Source organism: Streptomyces sp. ADI95-16 (assembly GCF_003721495.1).
Classification (GTDB): Bacteria; Actinomycetota; Actinomycetes; order Streptomycetales; family Streptomycetaceae; genus Streptomyces; species Streptomyces goshikiensis.
This window is the reverse complement of record NZ_CP033581.1, coordinates 5,800,656-5,816,148: the sequence shown is the minus strand read 5'-3', so window position 1 is coordinate 5,816,148 and position 15,493 is coordinate 5,800,656. Positions and strand designations below refer to the sequence as shown.

Annotated in this window: 16 protein-coding genes; 7 read left to right on the top strand and 9 right to left on the bottom strand. The window is 73.0% G+C overall.

Annotation, left to right across the window (positions count from 1 at the left end; all coding sequences use genetic code 11):
* Window positions 1-21 precede the first annotated feature (21 nt).
* The 7 genes from rplS to proS form a co-directional block, all read right to left on the bottom strand.
* Window positions 22-372 carry a 50S ribosomal protein L19 gene (gene rplS, locus EES41_RS26145; protein WP_008737520.1) on the bottom strand — a complete coding sequence of 117 codons (351 nt, stop codon included), beginning with the start codon at window positions 370-372 and terminating at the stop codon, window positions 22-24.
* Between the two features lie 133 nt (window positions 373-505).
* The gene (gene trmD / locus EES41_RS26140; RefSeq protein WP_123080549.1) at window positions 506-1,327 is read right to left on the bottom strand and encodes a tRNA (guanosine(37)-N1)-methyltransferase TrmD; all 822 of its coding nucleotides are present in this window, start codon (window positions 1,325-1,327) and stop codon (window positions 506-508) included.
* A complete protein-coding gene (gene rimM / locus EES41_RS26135) occupies window positions 1,327-1,917 on the bottom strand; it encodes a ribosome maturation factor RimM (RefSeq protein WP_123080548.1) in 591 nt (196 codons plus the stop codon). Before rimM ends, trmD begins: the two co-directional genes overlap by 1 nt.
* An 81-nt stretch (window positions 1,918-1,998) precedes the next feature.
* Window positions 1,999-2,238, bottom strand: a complete 240-nt coding sequence (locus tag EES41_RS26130) for an RNA-binding protein (protein WP_007266827.1) — start codon at window positions 2,236-2,238, stop codon at window positions 1,999-2,001.
* 2 nt (window positions 2,239-2,240) lie between these two features.
* Entirely contained in the window at window positions 2,241-2,678 is a 438-nt protein-coding gene (rpsP, locus tag EES41_RS26125; RefSeq protein WP_008737511.1) for a 30S ribosomal protein S16, read from the bottom strand.
* Window positions 2,679-2,955: 277 nt separating this feature from the next.
* Entirely contained in the window at window positions 2,956-3,555 is a 600-nt protein-coding gene (locus EES41_RS26120; RefSeq protein ID WP_100582774.1) for a hypothetical protein, read from the bottom strand.
* Window positions 3,556-3,789: 234 nt separating this feature from the next.
* A complete protein-coding gene (proS, locus tag EES41_RS26115; protein WP_123080547.1) occupies window positions 3,790-5,202 on the bottom strand; it encodes a proline--tRNA ligase in 1,413 nt (470 codons plus the stop codon).
* A gap of 131 nt (window positions 5,203-5,333) precedes the next feature.
* On the opposite strand from proS, the gene EES41_RS26110 reads away from it, so the two are divergent.
* The gene (locus tag EES41_RS26110) at window positions 5,334-6,008 is read left to right on the top strand and encodes a methyltransferase type 11 (protein WP_123080546.1); all 675 of its coding nucleotides are present in this window, start codon (window positions 5,334-5,336) and stop codon (window positions 6,006-6,008) included.
* A 35-nt stretch (window positions 6,009-6,043) separates the two neighbouring features.
* On the opposite strand, the gene ftsH is transcribed toward EES41_RS26110, so the two are convergent.
* The gene (gene ftsH / locus EES41_RS26105; protein ID WP_123080545.1) at window positions 6,044-8,002 is read right to left on the bottom strand and encodes an ATP-dependent zinc metalloprotease FtsH; all 1,959 of its coding nucleotides are present in this window, start codon (window positions 8,000-8,002) and stop codon (window positions 6,044-6,046) included.
* Between the two features lie 265 nt (window positions 8,003-8,267).
* Here ftsH and EES41_RS26100 point away from each other — a divergent pair, with 265 nt between their 5' ends.
* Genes EES41_RS26100 through EES41_RS26075 form a run of 6 tightly spaced genes read left to right on the top strand, consistent with a single transcriptional unit; the run spans window position 8,268 to window position 13,805 of the window.
* On the top strand, window positions 8,268-8,654 hold the full coding sequence (locus tag EES41_RS26100) for a transcriptional antiterminator (protein WP_123080544.1): 387 nt from the start codon (window positions 8,268-8,270) through the stop codon (window positions 8,652-8,654).
* A 54-nt stretch (window positions 8,655-8,708) separates the two neighbouring features.
* The gene (locus EES41_RS26095) at window positions 8,709-9,068 is read left to right on the top strand and encodes a DUF2620 family protein (protein ID WP_123080543.1); all 360 of its coding nucleotides are present in this window, start codon (window positions 8,709-8,711) and stop codon (window positions 9,066-9,068) included.
* A gap of 6 nt (window positions 9,069-9,074) precedes the next feature.
* Entirely contained in the window at window positions 9,075-10,457 is a 1,383-nt protein-coding gene (locus EES41_RS26090) for a YhfT family protein (protein ID WP_123080542.1), read from the top strand.
* Window positions 10,454-11,461: a phosphotriesterase gene (locus EES41_RS26085; RefSeq protein ID WP_123080541.1), complete on the top strand. Its 1,008-nt coding sequence runs from the start codon at window positions 10,454-10,456 to the stop codon at window positions 11,459-11,461. The genes EES41_RS26090 and EES41_RS26085 overlap by 4 nt, the downstream gene beginning before the upstream one ends.
* A complete protein-coding gene (locus EES41_RS26080) occupies window positions 11,452-12,582 on the top strand; it encodes an aminotransferase class V-fold PLP-dependent enzyme (protein ID WP_123080540.1) in 1,131 nt (376 codons plus the stop codon). Before EES41_RS26085 ends, EES41_RS26080 begins: the two co-directional genes overlap by 10 nt.
* Entirely contained in the window at window positions 12,582-13,805 is a 1,224-nt protein-coding gene (locus EES41_RS26075; protein ID WP_123080539.1) for an alanine racemase, read from the top strand. The genes EES41_RS26080 and EES41_RS26075 overlap by 1 nt, the downstream gene beginning before the upstream one ends.
* Here the strand turns inward: EES41_RS26075 and ffh are convergent.
* Entirely contained in the window at window positions 13,795-15,363 is a 1,569-nt protein-coding gene (gene ffh, locus EES41_RS26070; RefSeq protein ID WP_123080538.1) for a signal recognition particle protein, read from the bottom strand. The genes EES41_RS26075 and ffh overlap by 11 nt on opposite strands.
* Window positions 15,364-15,493 lie beyond the last annotated feature (130 nt).

Below are 15,493 nucleotides of genomic sequence, written 5' to 3'. Positions count from 1 at the left end.
CCCCGGAACCCGGAGGGGAGATCAGCGGTCGCGCTTCTCCTTGATCTTCGCGGCCTTGCCGCGGAGCTCACGGAGGAAGTACAGCTTGGCGCGACGCACGTCACCGCGGGTGACGAGCTCGATCTTCTCGAAGATCGGGGAGTTCACCGGGAAGGTGCGCTCCACGCCGACGCTGAAGGAGACCTTGCGAACGGTGAAGGTCTCGGAGACGCCAGAGCCCTGGCGACGGATGACAACGCCCTTGAACTGCTGGATACGGGAGCGGTTGCCCTCGATGACGCGGACGTGCACGTTGATCGTGTCACCCGGGCGGAAGGCCGGGACGTCGGAGCGGATCGAGGCGGCGTTGACGCCATCGAGCAGGTGAGACATGTTGTTCGTCTGCTTTCTTCGCACGACGCCACAGGTCGCCGGTGCGGGTTTCCGGAGAGAATTCGGGAGCCGGGTCACTCGGCGGGCGACGGTCCCCCTGTGGCAGGGGCGCACGCGAGCACACAGCAGCCGCCTATTCTTCCACGCTCTGCGGCCTGCGCCAAAATCGGCCGTCGGGCGTGGGCTTCCAGCCGAGGACGCTCAGGGTCTCCCGGTCCTTCTTGTCGAAGGCGGAGGCCTCACAGCGCTCGATCAGGTCGGGCCGGTTCGAGGCCGTCCGGCGGAAGGCCTCGTCCCGGCGCCACCGCGCGATCTTCCCGTGGTGGCCGCTGAGCAGCACGTCCGGGATGCCGCGCCCGCGCCACTGCGGGGGCTTGGTGAAGACCGGCCCCTCCAGCAGGTTCGCCATCTCGCCGGGGGCGAAGGAGTCGTCCCGGTGCGATTCGGCGTTGCCGAGGACCCCGGGCAGCAGCCGGGCCACGGCCTCGGTGACGACCAGGACGGCCGCCTCGCCGCCGGCCAGGACGTAGTCGCCGATGGAGACCTCGTACACCGGCATCCGCGTCGCGTACTCGTCCATGACGCGGCGGTCGATGCCCTCGTAGCGAGCCGGGGTGAAGATCAGCCAGGGCCGCTCGGAGAGCTCGACGGCGAGTTCCTGGGTGAACGGGCGGCCGCTGGGCGTGGGGACGACCATGACGGGCCCGTGGGCGCCGGACTCGTAGCCGTCGGCGAGGGCCGCGTCGAGGGCCTCGCCCCAGGGCTCGGTCTTCATGACCATGCCGGGGCCACCGCCGTACGGGGTGTCGTCGACCGTGTTGTGCCGGTCGTACGTCCATTCCCGCAGGTCGTGGACGTGTACGTCGAGCTGGCCACGGGCCCGCGCCTTGCCGACGAGGGAGACGTTCAGCGGCTCCAGGTACTCGGGGAAGATCGTGACGACGTCGAGACGCATCAGGCTTCCTCAGCCTCAGCCTCGGCGTCGGCCTCGGCCTCGGTCCCGGCCTCCGCGTCACGCGCCGAGGCGATCTCGGCGCGGTCGTCGATCAGCCCGGGCGGCGGGGTGATGACGCAGCGCTGCTCCTCCAGGTCGATCTCGGCGACGATCTCCTCGACGAAGGGGATCATCACCTCGGTGCCGTCCGGCCGCTCGACGATGAAGAGGTCCTGCGAGGGGAGGTGGGAGATCTCGGTGATCCGGCCGATCTCGGTCCCGTCCTCCAGCACCACGTCCAGGTCCATCAGCTGGTGGTCGTAGTACTCGTCCTCTTCCTCCGGCAGCTCCGTCGGATCCACCTCGGCGATCAGCAGGATGTTGCGCAGGGCCTCGGCGCCCGTGCGGTCCTTGACGCCTTCGAAGCGGAGCAGCAGCCTTCCGCTGTGCACGCGGCCCGTCTCGATGGTCAGCGGACCCGCCGACGCCGGCTCGGTCTCAAGGACGGCACCGGGCCCGAGCCGCAGCTCCGGCTCGTCGGTCCGCACCTCGACGGTGACCTCACCCTTGATCCCGTGGGCGCGGCCGATCCGCGCGACTACCAGCTGCACTGTGTGTCTCTCCTGTTCAGACGACGACGGGCCGGGGCGGGCACGTATGCCCTCCCCGGCCCGTGCCGGTGATTCAACTGCTCAGCGGACCTGGTCCACGTCGACGAGGTCGACGCGGATCCCCCGGCCGCCGATGGCGCCCACGACGGTACGCAGAGCACGTGCGGTGCGGCCGTTGCGGCCGATCACCTTGCCGAGGTCATCGGGGTGGACCCGGACCTCCAGCACCTGCCCGCGGCGCAGGTTGCGCGAGGCGACCTGCACGTCGTCGGGGTTGTCCACAATGCCCTTCACGAGGTGCTCAAGAGCCTCCTCGAGCATGATCAGGCCTCGGTCGACTCGGCGGTGGCCTCAGCCTCGTCCGCCTTCTTGTCGGCCTTCTTCTTCTGCGTGATGGCCTCGCCCTTGCCCTCGCCGATGCCCTCGAGGGCCTTGGCGAACTCGTCGAAGGAGCGACGCTTGCTCTCCTTCGTCTCCGGCTGCAGGAGCGGCGCGGGGGCGGGAAGGCCCTTGTGGGCCTGCCAGTCACCGGTCAGCTTCAGGATGGCGAGCACAGCCTCGGTGGGCTGGGCGCCGACGGACAGCCAGTACTGCGCACGCTCGGCGTTGACCTCGATGCGCGACGGGTTGTAGGTCGGGTGGTAGATACCGATCTCCTCGATCGCGCGACCATCCCGGCGGGTGCGGGCGTCGGCGACGACGATGCGGTAGTGCGGCTGGCGAATCTTGCCGAGGCGCTTGAGCTTGATCTTGACTGCCACTGGAGTGGTGTCTCCTGAACTTGACGTGGTTGGGCACATGAGATGCCACGTGGGGTTGCGGTACTCGGGTGCCCGATGGACGCGTCAGCCGGAGGAGAGAGGGGTCCTATGCGACTGTCGAGTACAGCTAGCCATTGTGCCACATGCCTGCGGCGCTTCTCACGGGCAGTGGCCATCAGCGGCGCGCGAGCGCGCGACTGAACTCCGCCCCGCCCCGCGGAAGCGCGCGGGACCACGCCGCCCGCCCCTCACGGCCGGGCGCCGGGGGCCGCCGGGCTCAGGAGGCGGCGGCCGCGACGGCCGCCTCGGGGATGCGGAAGGGCTTCATGCAGCCGCCGCACACGATCGGCGCCTGGGCCAGTACGGAGGGGACGACCCGCACGTTGCGCCCGCAGTCGCAGACCGCCTTGACCCGCACCCCGCCACCGGACGAGCCGTGCCGGGCGGCCGGACCGCGGAAGCTGCGCTTGGTGTCGGCGGCGGTGGCGACCGTGTGCGCCTTGAGGGCGCGCTGGAGCCGTTCCATCGTCGGGCGGTAGCGCTTCTTCGCCTCGGGACTGAGCGAGACCAGCGAGAAGCCGCTGCTGGCGTGCGGCTCTTCCGAGTGGTCCAGCCCCATCTCCTCGGCGATCGCGAGGAATCTGCGGTTGTGGTAGCGGCCGGCGCGCGAGGTGTCCCGGACACCGCGGGCTGCGGCGATGCCGTGGACTGCCTCGTGCAGCAGTCGCTCGAAGGAGAGCTCGGCGCCACAGGCGGACGAGGACTCTCCGATCAGGGACTCGGGCGCGGCAAGGTCAGGCAGCTCGGGGTGGTACCGCTGAATGTCGGCCCACGCCTGCGCCAGCTCTGCGGCGAGAACAGGTGGTGTCGTGCTCACGTCGTAACAACGAGCCGGAGTGCCCAGGTGTTCCGATTCCGGGCCATTCCAAATTTTTTGCACGTACCAGTCAGTTCAGTCTCATGTGTCCTGACGAGGACGGGTGCGTAGAAGTCAGGAGGAGTCGGTACGTAACGTCGACCAAAGAGACCAGCCCCGGCGTGCGGCGCGGGCCGCACGCCGGGGCGTGGGAAGACTGCGGTGCCGGCAGGTGCCGCCTGGCCGCCTGGCTGCCTAGTACGAGCGCGCGACGATCGCGAGCGTACCGGGAGCGTCGTCCGTCTCCGGAACCGATCCGTCCGCCGCGATCAGGCAGCGTACGGAGACGGCCTGCTCGGCCAGCTTGGCCTCGCCCTCGGGGCCGAGGTCGGCCCACGGGATCCGCGCCCAGCCACCGGCGATGGCGGCCTCGGCGGCCTCCTCGATGGTCGAGACGTCGGAGGTACGGGCCTCACGGCGCTCGCGGGACTCGCGCAGCAGCTGCGCCTGGTCCTCTTCCAGCACCTTGGGCAGCAGGTCGAGCAGCGCGGAGATCTGCACCGCCTCCTTGCCGCCCGGGATGCGGCGGGCCAGCATCGCGGTGCCGTTCTCCAGGTCGCGCGGGCCGATCTCGATGCGCACCGGTACGCCCTTGAGCTCCCAGTCCACGGCACGGCGGCCGAACGGGGTGTCGACGCGGTCGTCGACCTGGACGCGCAGTCCGGCGGCCTTCAGCTGGGCGCCCAGCTCGCGGACCTTGGCCACAGCCTCGTCGCCCTTGATCGCCATGACGACGACCTGGACGTGCGCGAGGCGCGGCGGGACGCGGAGGCCGTTGTCGTCGCCGTGGGACATGATCAGGCCGCCGACCATGCGGGTCGAGACGCCCCACGAGGTCTGCCAGACGAGCTCCTGCTTGCCTTCCTTCGACAGGTACTGCGTATTGAAAGCCTTGGCGAAGTTGGTGCCGAGCTCGTGGCTCGTGCCCAGCTGGAGGGCCTTGCCGTCGCCCATCATGCCCTCGAGGGTGAGGGTGTTGATGGCACCGGCGAAGCGCTCCTTGGCGGTCTTGCGCCCGAGCACGACGTCGATGCCGAGCACGTTCGTCATGAAGTCGCCGTACACGTCCGTGTGGATGCGGGCGGCGTAGTCGCGGGCTTCCTCGTACGTGGCGTGGGCCGTGTGGCCCTCCTGCCACAGGAACTCGCTCGTACGGAGGAAGACGCGCGGGCGCATCTCCCAGCGGACGACGTTGGCCCACTGGTTGATGAGCAGCGGCAGGTCCCGGTAGCTCTGGACCCACTTGGAGAAGTAGTCGTTGATGATCGTCTCGGAGGTGGGCCGGACGACGACCGGCTCTTCGAGCTCCTTGCCGCCGCCGTGCGTGACGACCGCGAGCTCGGGGGCGAAGCCCTCGACGTGCTCCGCTTCCTTCGTCAGGTACGACTGCGGGATGAACAGCGGGAAGTAGGCGTTCTGGGCGCCCGCGTCCTTGATGCGCGCGTCCATCTCCTGCTGCATCCGCTCCCACAGCCCGTAGCCGTACGGTCGGATGACCATGGTGCCGCGTACCGGACCGTTGTCGGCCAGCTCGGCCTTGTTGATCAGATCCTGGTACCAGCGGGGGAAATCCTCCGCCTGGGGGGTGAGAACGGGTGCCTTTGCCATGGCGCGAATGGTACGGCGCCCGGCGCACCGAGCGTGAATCGGGTGGCGCACTCCTCTGGACGCGGGGGCGAATGGGGAGTTCCCTGGCAACGGGGGCAAGGGGGCGACACGGAATCAGGAGCGCTCTTTCGATGACACCGACGCCGACGGCGACGCTCGTCGCCCGGGACTGGGCGGAGATCCAGGAACGGATGCTGGTACCGCTGTACGAGGCGGTCTACGACCGGCTGGAGGTCGGGCCGGGCAACCGGCTGCTCGGCCTCGACTGCGGGGCCGGGCTCGCCCTCCTGCTGGCCGCGGGGCGGGGAGCCCTGGCCACGGGGGTGGAGCCCGATCCGGCCCGCCGGGCGCTGGCCCGCGAGCGGCTGCTGGAGGTGATGGCGGCCCCTCCCGCCCCCCGGGTGCCGTACGACGTGCTGCTGGCCTTCTCGCCGCGCCCGGCCGAGCTGGCGCTGGCCCTGCCGGCGGTCCGGCGGGGCGGGGCGGTGGTGCTGGCCGACTGGGGCCCGGCGGAGCGGTGCACGGTGCCTCAGGTGCTGGGCGGCGGGCCGGTGGCGCGGGACCTGGACGCGGCGGTGGAGGCGGCGGGGCTGGTGCCGGACGGCTCGGGGCGGGTGTTCTGCCCGTTCGGGTACGCGGACGTGGACAGCGCGGTACGGGGGCTGCTGTCGACGGGGCTCTACCGGTGCGCCGATCCCGCGCTCGCGGAGAAGGAGCTGGCCGAGGCCCTTCACCCGTACGAGCGCGGCGACGGAGCCGTGTGGCTGCCGAACATCTTTCGGTACGTGATCGCCCGGATGGCCTGACCGGCGCTCCAGGAATGTGGCGCTCCAGGAATGCACTAGAAGTCGGCGGCTCGCGGGCCGGCGCCGTTGGGGTCGGCGTTCTTGGCCGGGCGCGGGATCCCCGCGGCGGCGTAGGCGGCCGGTTCGTCGAGGGTCTCGCTGACCAGGAGCGCCCGCGCCAGGGCGTCCAGCTTCGGGCGGTGCTCGCGCAGCAGGCGGAGTGCCTCCGCGTGGCACTCGTCCACGATGCGCCGCATCTCGTGGTCGACGACGTCGAGGGTGGCCGGGGCGGCCAGCAGCCCGTACGGGCTCTGGGCGTCCGCCGGGATCGCCGTGAGGCGGCCGACGCGCTCGCTCATGCCCCAGCGTCCGACCATGCCGCGCACGAGGTTGGTGACCTGTTCGAGGTCGTTCTCCGCGCCCGTGGTGATGACGTCGAAGACGAGCTGCTCGGCGGCCATGCCGCCGAGGGCGCCGATGATGCGGCCGCGCAGGTAGTCCTCGGTGTACGCGTACCGGTCCGCGTCCGGTGTCGAGAGGGTGACGCCGAGCGCCCGGCCGCGCGGGACGATGGTGATCTTGCGGACGGGGTCGGCGCCCGGCTGGAGCATGCCCAGCAGGGCGTGTCCGCTCTCGTGGTACGCGGTGCGGCGGCGCTCCTCCTCCGGCATGACGAGCGAACGCGCCGCGCCCAGCTGGACCTTCTCCAGGGCGTCCATGAAGTCCGCCTGGGTGACCCGGTCCTGCCCCCGCTTCACGGCGAGGAGGGCGGCCTCGTTGGCGAGGTTGGCCAGGTCCGCGCCCGTCATGCCCGGCGTGGTGCGGGCCACCTGCTCCAGGTCCGCGTCCGGGGCCAGCGGGATGTCCCGGGTGTGGATGCGCAGGATGGCCTCGCGGCCGGACCGGTCCGGCGGGGAGACCGCCACCGTGCGGTCGAAGCGGCCGGGCCGGGTGAGTGCCGGGTCCAGGACGTCGGGCCGGTTGGTGGCGGCCAGGACGACCACGCCCTCCGAGCCGGAGAACCCGTCCATCTCGGTGAGGATCTGGTTGAGGGTCTGTTCGCGCTCGTCGTGGCCGCCCATGGCGGCGCCGCCGCCGCGGACCCGGCCGATGGTGTCGATCTCGTCGATGAAGACGATCGCGGGGGCCACCTTGCGCGCCTCGGCGAAGAGTTCGCGGACCCGGGAGGCGCCCACGCCGACGATCATCTCGATGAACTCGGAGGCGGAGGCGGAGAAGAACGGCACCCCGGCCTCGCCGGCGACGGCCCGCGCCAGCAGGGTCTTGCCGGTGCCGGGCGCTCCGGCCAGCAGGACCCCGCCGGGCATCCGGGCGCCCAGCCGCTGGTACTGCTGCGGGTTCCTGAGGAAGTCCACGACGTCGTTGAGCTCGCCCTTGACCTCGTCGATGCCGGCGACGTCCTCGAAGGTGGTCCGTTTGGCACCCGCGAGTTCGACGGGCTTGGGCGGTGCCTTGCGGCCCAGCCCGCCCATGCCGCCCATGCCGGACATCCGCCGGGCGACGAGCACCCAGAGCAGGACCAGCAGCAGCATGGGGGCCAGTGAGAGCAGCAGGTTGGCCAGGAAGCTGCGCTGGACGACGACCGGGGAGGCCGTGACGGTGACGTTCTGCTTGGTGAGGTTGGCCCACAGCTGGTCGTCGGCGAAGGCCGGGCGCTGGGTGACGAACTTCGTGTAGTCGCCCTTGTCGCCGTCCGGCAGCGGTCGCTTGGCCTTCAGCTGGCCCTGGATGGCGTCGCCCTTGGAGTAGATCTTCGAGACGTTGCCGGCGGCCACCTGCTCGCTGAACTCCGTGTACGAGATGACCGGCTCGTCGCCCTCGTTGAAGAAGGACAGGACCAGGTTGGTCACCAGGTAGACGATCAGGGCAGCGAGGATCAGTCCCCGCCAGCCGCCGGGCATCCGCCTCTTCGGCGGCGGACCGGGCGGGGCGCCCTCCGAGCGCCAGGGCGTATCGGCCCGGTCGCGCGGGGGCACGGGGGTAGGCGTGGGCACGGGGCCTCCTTCTGCCGTCCTCCCGGCCGACGATAAGGGACGTACCGGGGCATCGCGCTCGCAGGACTTCCGTCCGCGCGGGCCGCCGACCGGGTGAGTCCCGGCGCCGCCGGACGGGTCCGCGCCGGGTCCCCCGGGGCGTCGGGGCGGGTGCCGGGGCGCTGATCGACCATTGTGGCCCCGGGCGAGATCCGGCCACCCGGATGACCACGGGTACCGGCCCGCGCACCGCCCCGGAAGACCGCGCAGACGACCGAGGACGGCCGTGGACGATCAGCTCGCACTCCGCATCCGGCTCTTCCGGGACAGCGGCCGGGTCCGCCCCGAGGTCGCCGCGTTCGTCACCGCCGAGCTTCGCGCGCTCGCGGCCGAGGGCCGGACCGTCACGGAGGCCACGGCCGGGATGCTGACGAGCCATCTGCTGCTGGCCCTGACCCGGGTGCTGGACGGGGAGCCCGTCGAGCCCGGCGACGCCGACGAGCGGGTGGCCGCCGAGCTGGCCGGTCACCCCGAGGCCGTGGAGCGGGCCCGCGCCATCTCCGGGCGCGCGGCGGGCTCCCTCGGCGCCCTGCTGCCCGCCGCCGAGATCGGCTTCCTGGGCCTGCACCTCGCCGCACTCGCCGCCCGTCCCCTTGAGAACCCGTCCCGCTGACCCGTCCCGCTGACCCTTCGCGCAGATCCGGCGCGCAGAGCAAGGAGCACGACCATGGCGAAGATCCTCACCGGTGGCGTCGGCAAGGCCGAAGTGGTCACCGCCGTCACCGGCCTCGGCATCGCCGGCATCGAGATCGCCGTCTCCAACGACATGGACGCGGCGGCGGCGCTCAGCGCGGGCCGGGCCGACTACTTCCTCGGGACCTGCCACACCGGCGCCGGCGCCTCCCTCGGGGTGCTCGTCGGTCTGCTGGGCCGCGCCGACTGCCACACCTTCGGCCGGTCGGTCCCCACCGAGGCGGATGTCACGGCCCTGCTGGCGGAGGGCAAGCGGGTGTTCGGCTTCGCCCTCGACCGGATCGACACGCTCGCCCCGCTGATGGCCCGCGCCATCGCCGCCCGGACCGTCTGACCCCGGGTGGGCACCGCCCTCGCCGCCGCCGCGGACGCCGCCGGCCTGGACTTCTCGCCGGCCCAGAAGCTGCTGGTCGTCGGGGTGTGCGCGCTGACCGCGGGGGCCGCGCACATGGCACTGGCCGTCTTCAACGACGGGGTACGCCCGTTCATGCTCGACTTCATCCACGGGCGCGCCACCCGCAACGCGACCGGCGCCGTGTCCTTCGGGCTCTCGGCCGGGTTCGTGTTCGGGCTCGGGGCGCCGATGGCGCTGTCCACCGGGGTGCTCAACCCCTGGCTGCTGTTCCTGCCGACCGATGTGCTCGGCATCCTCGCCCCGCGCCGGTGGCTGGCCCCGCTGCTCGGCGCGGCCTGGGGCGCCGTCGTCGTCTACGGCCTGGGCGGCGCGAACGAGCTGGCGCACGGGCTGCCGGTCGACTTCCTGACGGCCATGCGGCAGATGTCCACGCCGATCCTGTTCCTGTTCGCGCTGTTCCCGGCGCTCGCGGTGACCAAGCAGTTCGGGCGGCTGCGGGGCGGTCTGACGGGCGCCGTGACGCTGGGACTGGTGGTCCTGACGATGCGGGTGTGGCCGGGGGTGTTCGCGGGCGCGCCCGCCATGGCGGTGGGCGTGCTGATGCTGATCGGCTTCGCGGTGGCCGCCGACGTGCGGACCGCACGGGCCTCGGGGACCGTGGCCGCGGAAGGGGCCGGGGGCGTGGGCGGGGGCGGGGGTCCGGGCCCGGGCGCCGAGGATCCGATGGCCTCGCTGTTCAGCTCCGGGGCGGCCCGGCTGCGGCGTCACCTGCCGCTGTTCATGGCGCTCGGCGCGGGCGTCTGCGCACTCGCCCAGATGAAGGTGTTCGGCGGGGGCGAGGCGACCAGTTTCCTCATCGCGAAGGGCCAGTACGCCGAGGCCGCGCAGGTCGACTTCTACCGGGTGTTCGGCTTCCTCCCGCTGATCGCGACGACCGCCCTGGCCTCCGGCGCGTACGGGATCGCGGGCTTCACCCTCGTGTACCCGATCGGGTACCTGCTGCCGAACCCCTTCGTGGCGGCCGCCGTCGGCGCCCTCGTCTTCGCCCTCGAAGTCCTCGCGCTGTCCTCCATCGGCAGGGCGCTGGGCCGGCTGCCGAGCGTCCGCGACTGTTCGGAGCACCTGCGCGCGGCCATCGGGGACGCGCTGGGGCTCGCCATCCTCTTCGGCTCGCTGATGGCCGCCAACGCGATGGGCGGCGGGCTCGGCATCCTGATCTGCGGCGGGCTGTACCTGCTCAACGAGGCGATGGGCCGGCCGGTGGTACGGATGGCCGCCGCCCCGGCCGCCGTGCTCGCCGGCGGTGTGGCGCTCAACGGGCTGTACTGGCTGGGCCTGTTCACCCCGGTGGCGGGAGGTCCGGCATGACGGCCGTCGCCGTGCGCACGCTGCGGACCGTACTGGGGCCGCTGGCGGCCACGGCCGTACGGGGGCCCGCGCTGGCCCACGAGCACCTCGCCCTGGACCTGAGCCGGGCGGGGGACGCGGCCGCCGCCCTGGACCCGGCGGCCGACGGGCCCGCCGTCACCGCGGAGCTCGCCGCCCTGCGCGAGGAGTTCGGGCTCTCCCTCGTGGTGGAGCTGACCTGCCGGGGCATGGGCCGCGACGCCGCGGCGCTGGCCCGGATCTCGGGGGCCTGCGGAGTGCCGGTGGTGGCGGGCACGGGCTGGTACCACGAGGGGTTCCACCCGGCGGAGGTCGGGCGCGCGGACGTGGCGGAGCTCGCCGCGACGCTGATCGCCGAGATCGAGGGCGGAATCGGCGCCACCGGCATCCGCCCAGGGGTCATCGGCGAGGTCGGCAGCCACGGCGACCGGCCCAGCGAGCCCGAGGCCCGCTCGCTGCTGGCCGCCGCGCGGGCCGCCACGGCGACGGGGCTCTCGGTGTCCACGCACGCCGGGCTGGGGCGGGGCGGCCGGGCCCAGCTGGAGTTGCTGACCGGCGCCGGGCTGGCGCCGCACCGGGTCTGCGTGGGGCACCAGGACCTGCTGGACGACCCCGCGGCGCACCGGGAGATGGCGGCGGCGGGGGCGTACGTCGCCTTCGACACCGTGGGCAAGGAGCACTACCGCAGCGACGCCGTACGGCTGCGGCTGCTGCTCGCCCTGCTGGAGGCCGGGTACGCCGACCGGGCGCTGCTGAGCTGCGACGTCTCCCGGCGCGGCTACCTGTCGGCGCGCGGCGGCCAGGGGTACGGGCACCTGTTCCGCTCGTTCCTGCCCCGGCTGCGGGCGGCGGGGGTGGGCGAGGACCTGATCGACCTGATGACCCGGCGCAATGTGCTCCGGTTCCTGACCGGCGCCGAAGCCGACACCGAAGCCGACACCGACGCCGATCCCGGCGCCGACCTCGTGGAGGAGGAGTGCCGGTGACGCGGCTTCCCGAGACGTTCCCGCTGGCCACGATCCCGCTCGCGGACGCGGTGGCCCGCCAGTTCCGGCTGCTGGAGTGCGTCGCGGCCCGTTTCGAGGGCCCGCAGCTCTTCGAGGCGGACGCCGGGGTGGTCCCCGGGCTGGGGCGGCCCCGGACGACCGCCCGGGTCGAGGCGGTGCTCGCCGAGTTCCTGGGGGCCGAGGACGCCGCGCTGGTGCAGGGCGCCGGGACCGGCGCCATCCGGGCCGCGCTGGGCGCCGCGGTGAGCGCCGGGGAACCGCTGCTGATCCACCGGGCGCCGGTGTACCGGAGCACGGCCGTCACCCTGCGGGGGCTGGGCGTGGAGTGCGTGGAGACGGACTTCAACCGGCCCCGCGACCTCAAGGAGGCGCTGGCGGGCGGGCGGTTCCGGTTCGCCTACGTGCAGCACACCCGCCAGCGGCTCGGGGACTCCTACGATCCGGGGGAGGTGCTCGCCGCTTGCGCGGCCGCCGGGGTGCGGACGGTCGTGGACGACAACTACGCCGTGCTGCGGGTCCCGGCGTGCGGGGTGGAGCTGGGCGCCGACGCCTCCTGCTTCTCCCTGTTCAAGCTGCACGGGCCCGAGGGGGTCGGGGTGGTCGCCGGGGCCCGCGATCTGGTCGGGCGGGTCCGCCGCGACAACTACTCCGGCGGCGGGCAGGTCCAGGGGCAGCAGGCACTGGACGCGCTGCGGGCGCTCACCCACGTCCCGGTCATGTGGGCGCTCCAGTCACAGGTGACGCGGGAGGTGGCCGCCCGGCTGGCGGCCGGGGAGGTGCCGGGGGTCGCGGAGGTGCGGATCGCGAACGCGCAGGACCGGTGCGTGCTGGTGCGCCTGGAGCGGCCGGTGGCGCGGGAGCTGCCGGCCGTCGCGGCCCGGTTCGGGGCGGCGCCGTATCCGGTGGGGTGCAATTCCCGGTACGAGATCGCCCCGCTGTTCTACCGGTTGTCGGGCTCCTCGCTGGCGGACTCCCCCGGGCTCGCCGACCGGACGGTGCGGATCAACCCGATGCGGGCCGGGGCGGATCTGGTCCTGGGGATCCTGCGCCGCTCGCTCGTGGAGCTGGACCGGGGCCGGGACCGGGAAGGCGGCCGCTGATGTTCCTGGACGCGGTGCTCGGGCGCAATCCGGCGCTGGCCGAGGCGGCCGCCGCCCTGCACGGCGCGGGGGTGATCCCGCCCGACACGTACGTGCTGGACCTGGACGCCGTCGAGGCCAACGCGGCCGCGCTCGCCGCCGGGGCGGAGCGGTACGGGCTGGGCCTGTGGTGCGTGGCCAAGCAGTTCGGGCGCAGCCCCGAGCTGGTCCGGGCCGTCGCCCGCCACCTGCCGGCCTTCGCGGCGATCGACCCCGCCGAGGCGCGGGCGCTGCGGGCCGCCGGGGTCCGGGCCGGGAACCTGGGGCACCTCGTACAGATCCCGCGCCGGGCGCTGCCGGAGCTGCTGGCCTGGCGCCCGGAGGCGGTGACGGTGTTCGACCTCGACAACGCGCGGGCCGTCTCCGCCGCGGCGCGCGCGCTGGGCTTCGTACAGGACGTGCTGGTACGGCTGGAGGCGGCCGCGGGGACGGGGTTCGCCGGGCAGGAGGGCGGCGTACCGCCGGAGGCGCTGGAGGGGTACGCCGAGCGGCTGGAGCGGCTGCCGGGGATCCGGATCGCGGGGGTGACGGCGTTCCCGTGCGTGGTGTGCGACCCCGTGTCGGGGCTGCCCGGGCCGACCGCGAACCTGGCGCGGGCGGTCGCGGCGCGGGCGGCGCTGGCGGCGCGCGGGCACACGGGGCTGAAGCTGAGCGCGCCGGGCGCCACCTCGGTGGCCGCGCTGCCGCTGCTGGCGGAGCACGGCGCCACCCACGGGGAGCCGGGGCACGCCCTGACGGGCACGACCCCGCTGCACGCCGTGGACCGGCGGCAGCCGGAGCGGCCCGCGTACGTGTACGTGACCGAGGTGGCGCACACCCTCGCCGACGGCCGTCCGGCGGTGTACGGGGGCGGGTTCTACCCGCGCGCGGTGATCCGGGGCGCGCTGCTCGCGCGGACCGGCGCTCGCCTGGCGGTCGAGGAGGCCCCGGCCGGGAACATCGACTACTACCGCCTGCTCGCGGCCCCGGCGGGCGGCGCCGGGCGGGTGCGGGCCGGGGACACGGTGGTCCTGGCCTTCCGCACCCAGATCTTCGTCACCCGCAGCCGGGTCGCGGTCGTCGCCGGGCTGTCCGGCGGGTCCGCGCGGCTGGTGGGGCAGTACGACGCGCTCGGCCGGGCGTACGGCAAGGGCCCCGGCCGTCACGACGACCGGGGCCCCACCCGCGCACGGGCTACTTCATGAACTTCTTGAACTCGTCCGGGAGGTCGAAGTCCTGGCCGTCCTGGCCGCCGGCGGGCAGCCCGAACGGGTTGCCGGCGGCGGGCTCGACGGCCTGCGGGCCCTGCTCGCGACGGGCGGCCGCAGCGGCCTCTTCTTCCTTGCGCTTCATCGGGTTGCCGCTCTTGCGCCTGCCCTTGGCCTGCTTGACCTGCTTCTTCTGCCGGCCGGGGCCGCCACCCATGCCCGGGATGCCGGGCATGCCGGGCATCCCGCCGCCCTGGGCCATGCGGGACATCATCTTGCGGGCCTCGAAGAAGCGCTCCACGAGCGACTTCACGGCGCTGACCTCGGCGCCGGAACCCTTGGCGATACGGGCGCGGCGCGAGCCGTTGATGAGGTGCGGGTCCTGGCGCTCGGCCGGGGTCATCGACTTGATGATCGCCGCCATGCGGTCCACGTCGCGCTCGTCGATGTTGTTGATCTGGTCCTTGATCTGACCCATGCCCGGCAGCATGCCGAGGAGCTTGGAGATGGAGCCCATCTTGCGGACCTGCTCCATCTGGGCCAGGAAGTCGTCGAGCGTGAACTCCTTGGGACCCTTCGCCAGCTTGGCCGCCATCTTCTCGGCTTCGGCCTGGCTGAAGGTCTTCTCGGCCTGCTCGATGAGGGTGAGCATGTCACCCATGTCGAGGATCCGGCCCGCCATGCGGTCGGGGTGGAACGCGTCGAACTCGTCGAGCTTCTCGCCGTTCGAGGCGAACATGATCTGCTTGCCGGTGACGTGCGCGATGGAGAGCGCGGCACCGCCTCGGGCGTCGCCGTCGAGCTTGGAGAGCACGACGCCGTCGAAGCCGACGCCGTCGCGGAAGGCCTCGGCGGTGTTGACCGCGTCCTGGCCGATCATGGCGTCGACGACGAAGAGGATCTCGTCCGGGCTGACGGCGTCGCGGATGTCCGCGGCCTGCTGCATCAGCTCCTGGTCGATGCCGAGGCGGCCGGCGGTGTCGACGATGACGATGTCGAACTGCTTGGTGCGCGCGTACTCGATGGAGTCCTTGGCGACCTGGACCGGGTCACCGACGCCGTTGCCGGGGGCGGGCGCGTAGACGGCCACGCCGGCGCGCTCGGCGACGACGCTGAGCTGGTTCACGGCGTTGGGGCGCTGGAGGTCGCAGGCCACGAGGAGCGGGGCGTGGCCCTGCCCCTTCAGCCACAGGCCGAGCTTGCCGGCGAGGGTGGTCTTACCGGCACCCTGGAGACCCGCGAGCATGATCACGGTGGGCGCGGTCTTCGCGAAGCGCAGGCGGCGGGTCTCGCCGCCGAGGATCGAGACGAGCTCGTCGTTGACGATCTTGAGGACCTGCTGGCCCGGGTTCAGGGCCTTGGAGACCTCTTCGCCGCGGGCGCGCTCCTTGACGTTCGCGATGAAGGAGCGGACGACCGGGAGGGCGACGTCGGCCTCAAGGAGGGCGATACGGATTTCCCGCGCCGCAGCGTCGATGTCCTGCTCGGAGAGGCGACCTTTGCCCCGGAGGGACTTGAAGGTCGCGCTGAGGCGGTCGGAAAGCGTATCGAACACGGTGGTCGCGATTCCTCGGGTCGGGGGCGTGTGGTCGCCCCCCAGGGTATCGGGCCCTTCCCCTGTCCGGGGACCCGCCCGTTCCCGGACCCGAGCCCGGCCCGCCCCCGGCCCGCGCGCGACGGCCGCC

Coding starts and splice junctions, on each gene's coding strand:
- rplS (WP_008737520.1), bottom strand. CDS start 372: ATGTCTCACCTGCTCGATGGCGTCAACGCCGCCTCGATCCGCTCCGAC.
- trmD (WP_123080549.1), bottom strand. CDS start 1,327: ATGCGTCTCGACGTCGTCACGATCTTCCCCGAGTACCTGGAGCCGCTG.
- EES41_RS26130 (WP_007266827.1), bottom strand. CDS start 2,238: ATGCTCGAGGAGGCTCTTGAGCACCTCGTGAAGGGCATTGTGGACAAC.
- proS (WP_123080547.1), bottom strand. CDS start 5,202: ATGGCAAAGGCACCCGTTCTCACCCCCCAGGCGGAGGATTTCCCCCGC.
- EES41_RS26110 (WP_123080546.1), top strand. CDS start 5,334: ATGACACCGACGCCGACGGCGACGCTCGTCGCCCGGGACTGGGCGGAG.
- EES41_RS26095 (WP_123080543.1), top strand. CDS start 8,709: ATGGCGAAGATCCTCACCGGTGGCGTCGGCAAGGCCGAAGTGGTCACC.
- EES41_RS26085 (WP_123080541.1), top strand. CDS start 10,454: ATGACGGCCGTCGCCGTGCGCACGCTGCGGACCGTACTGGGGCCGCTG.
- EES41_RS26075 (WP_123080539.1), top strand. CDS start 12,582: ATGTTCCTGGACGCGGTGCTCGGGCGCAATCCGGCGCTGGCCGAGGCG.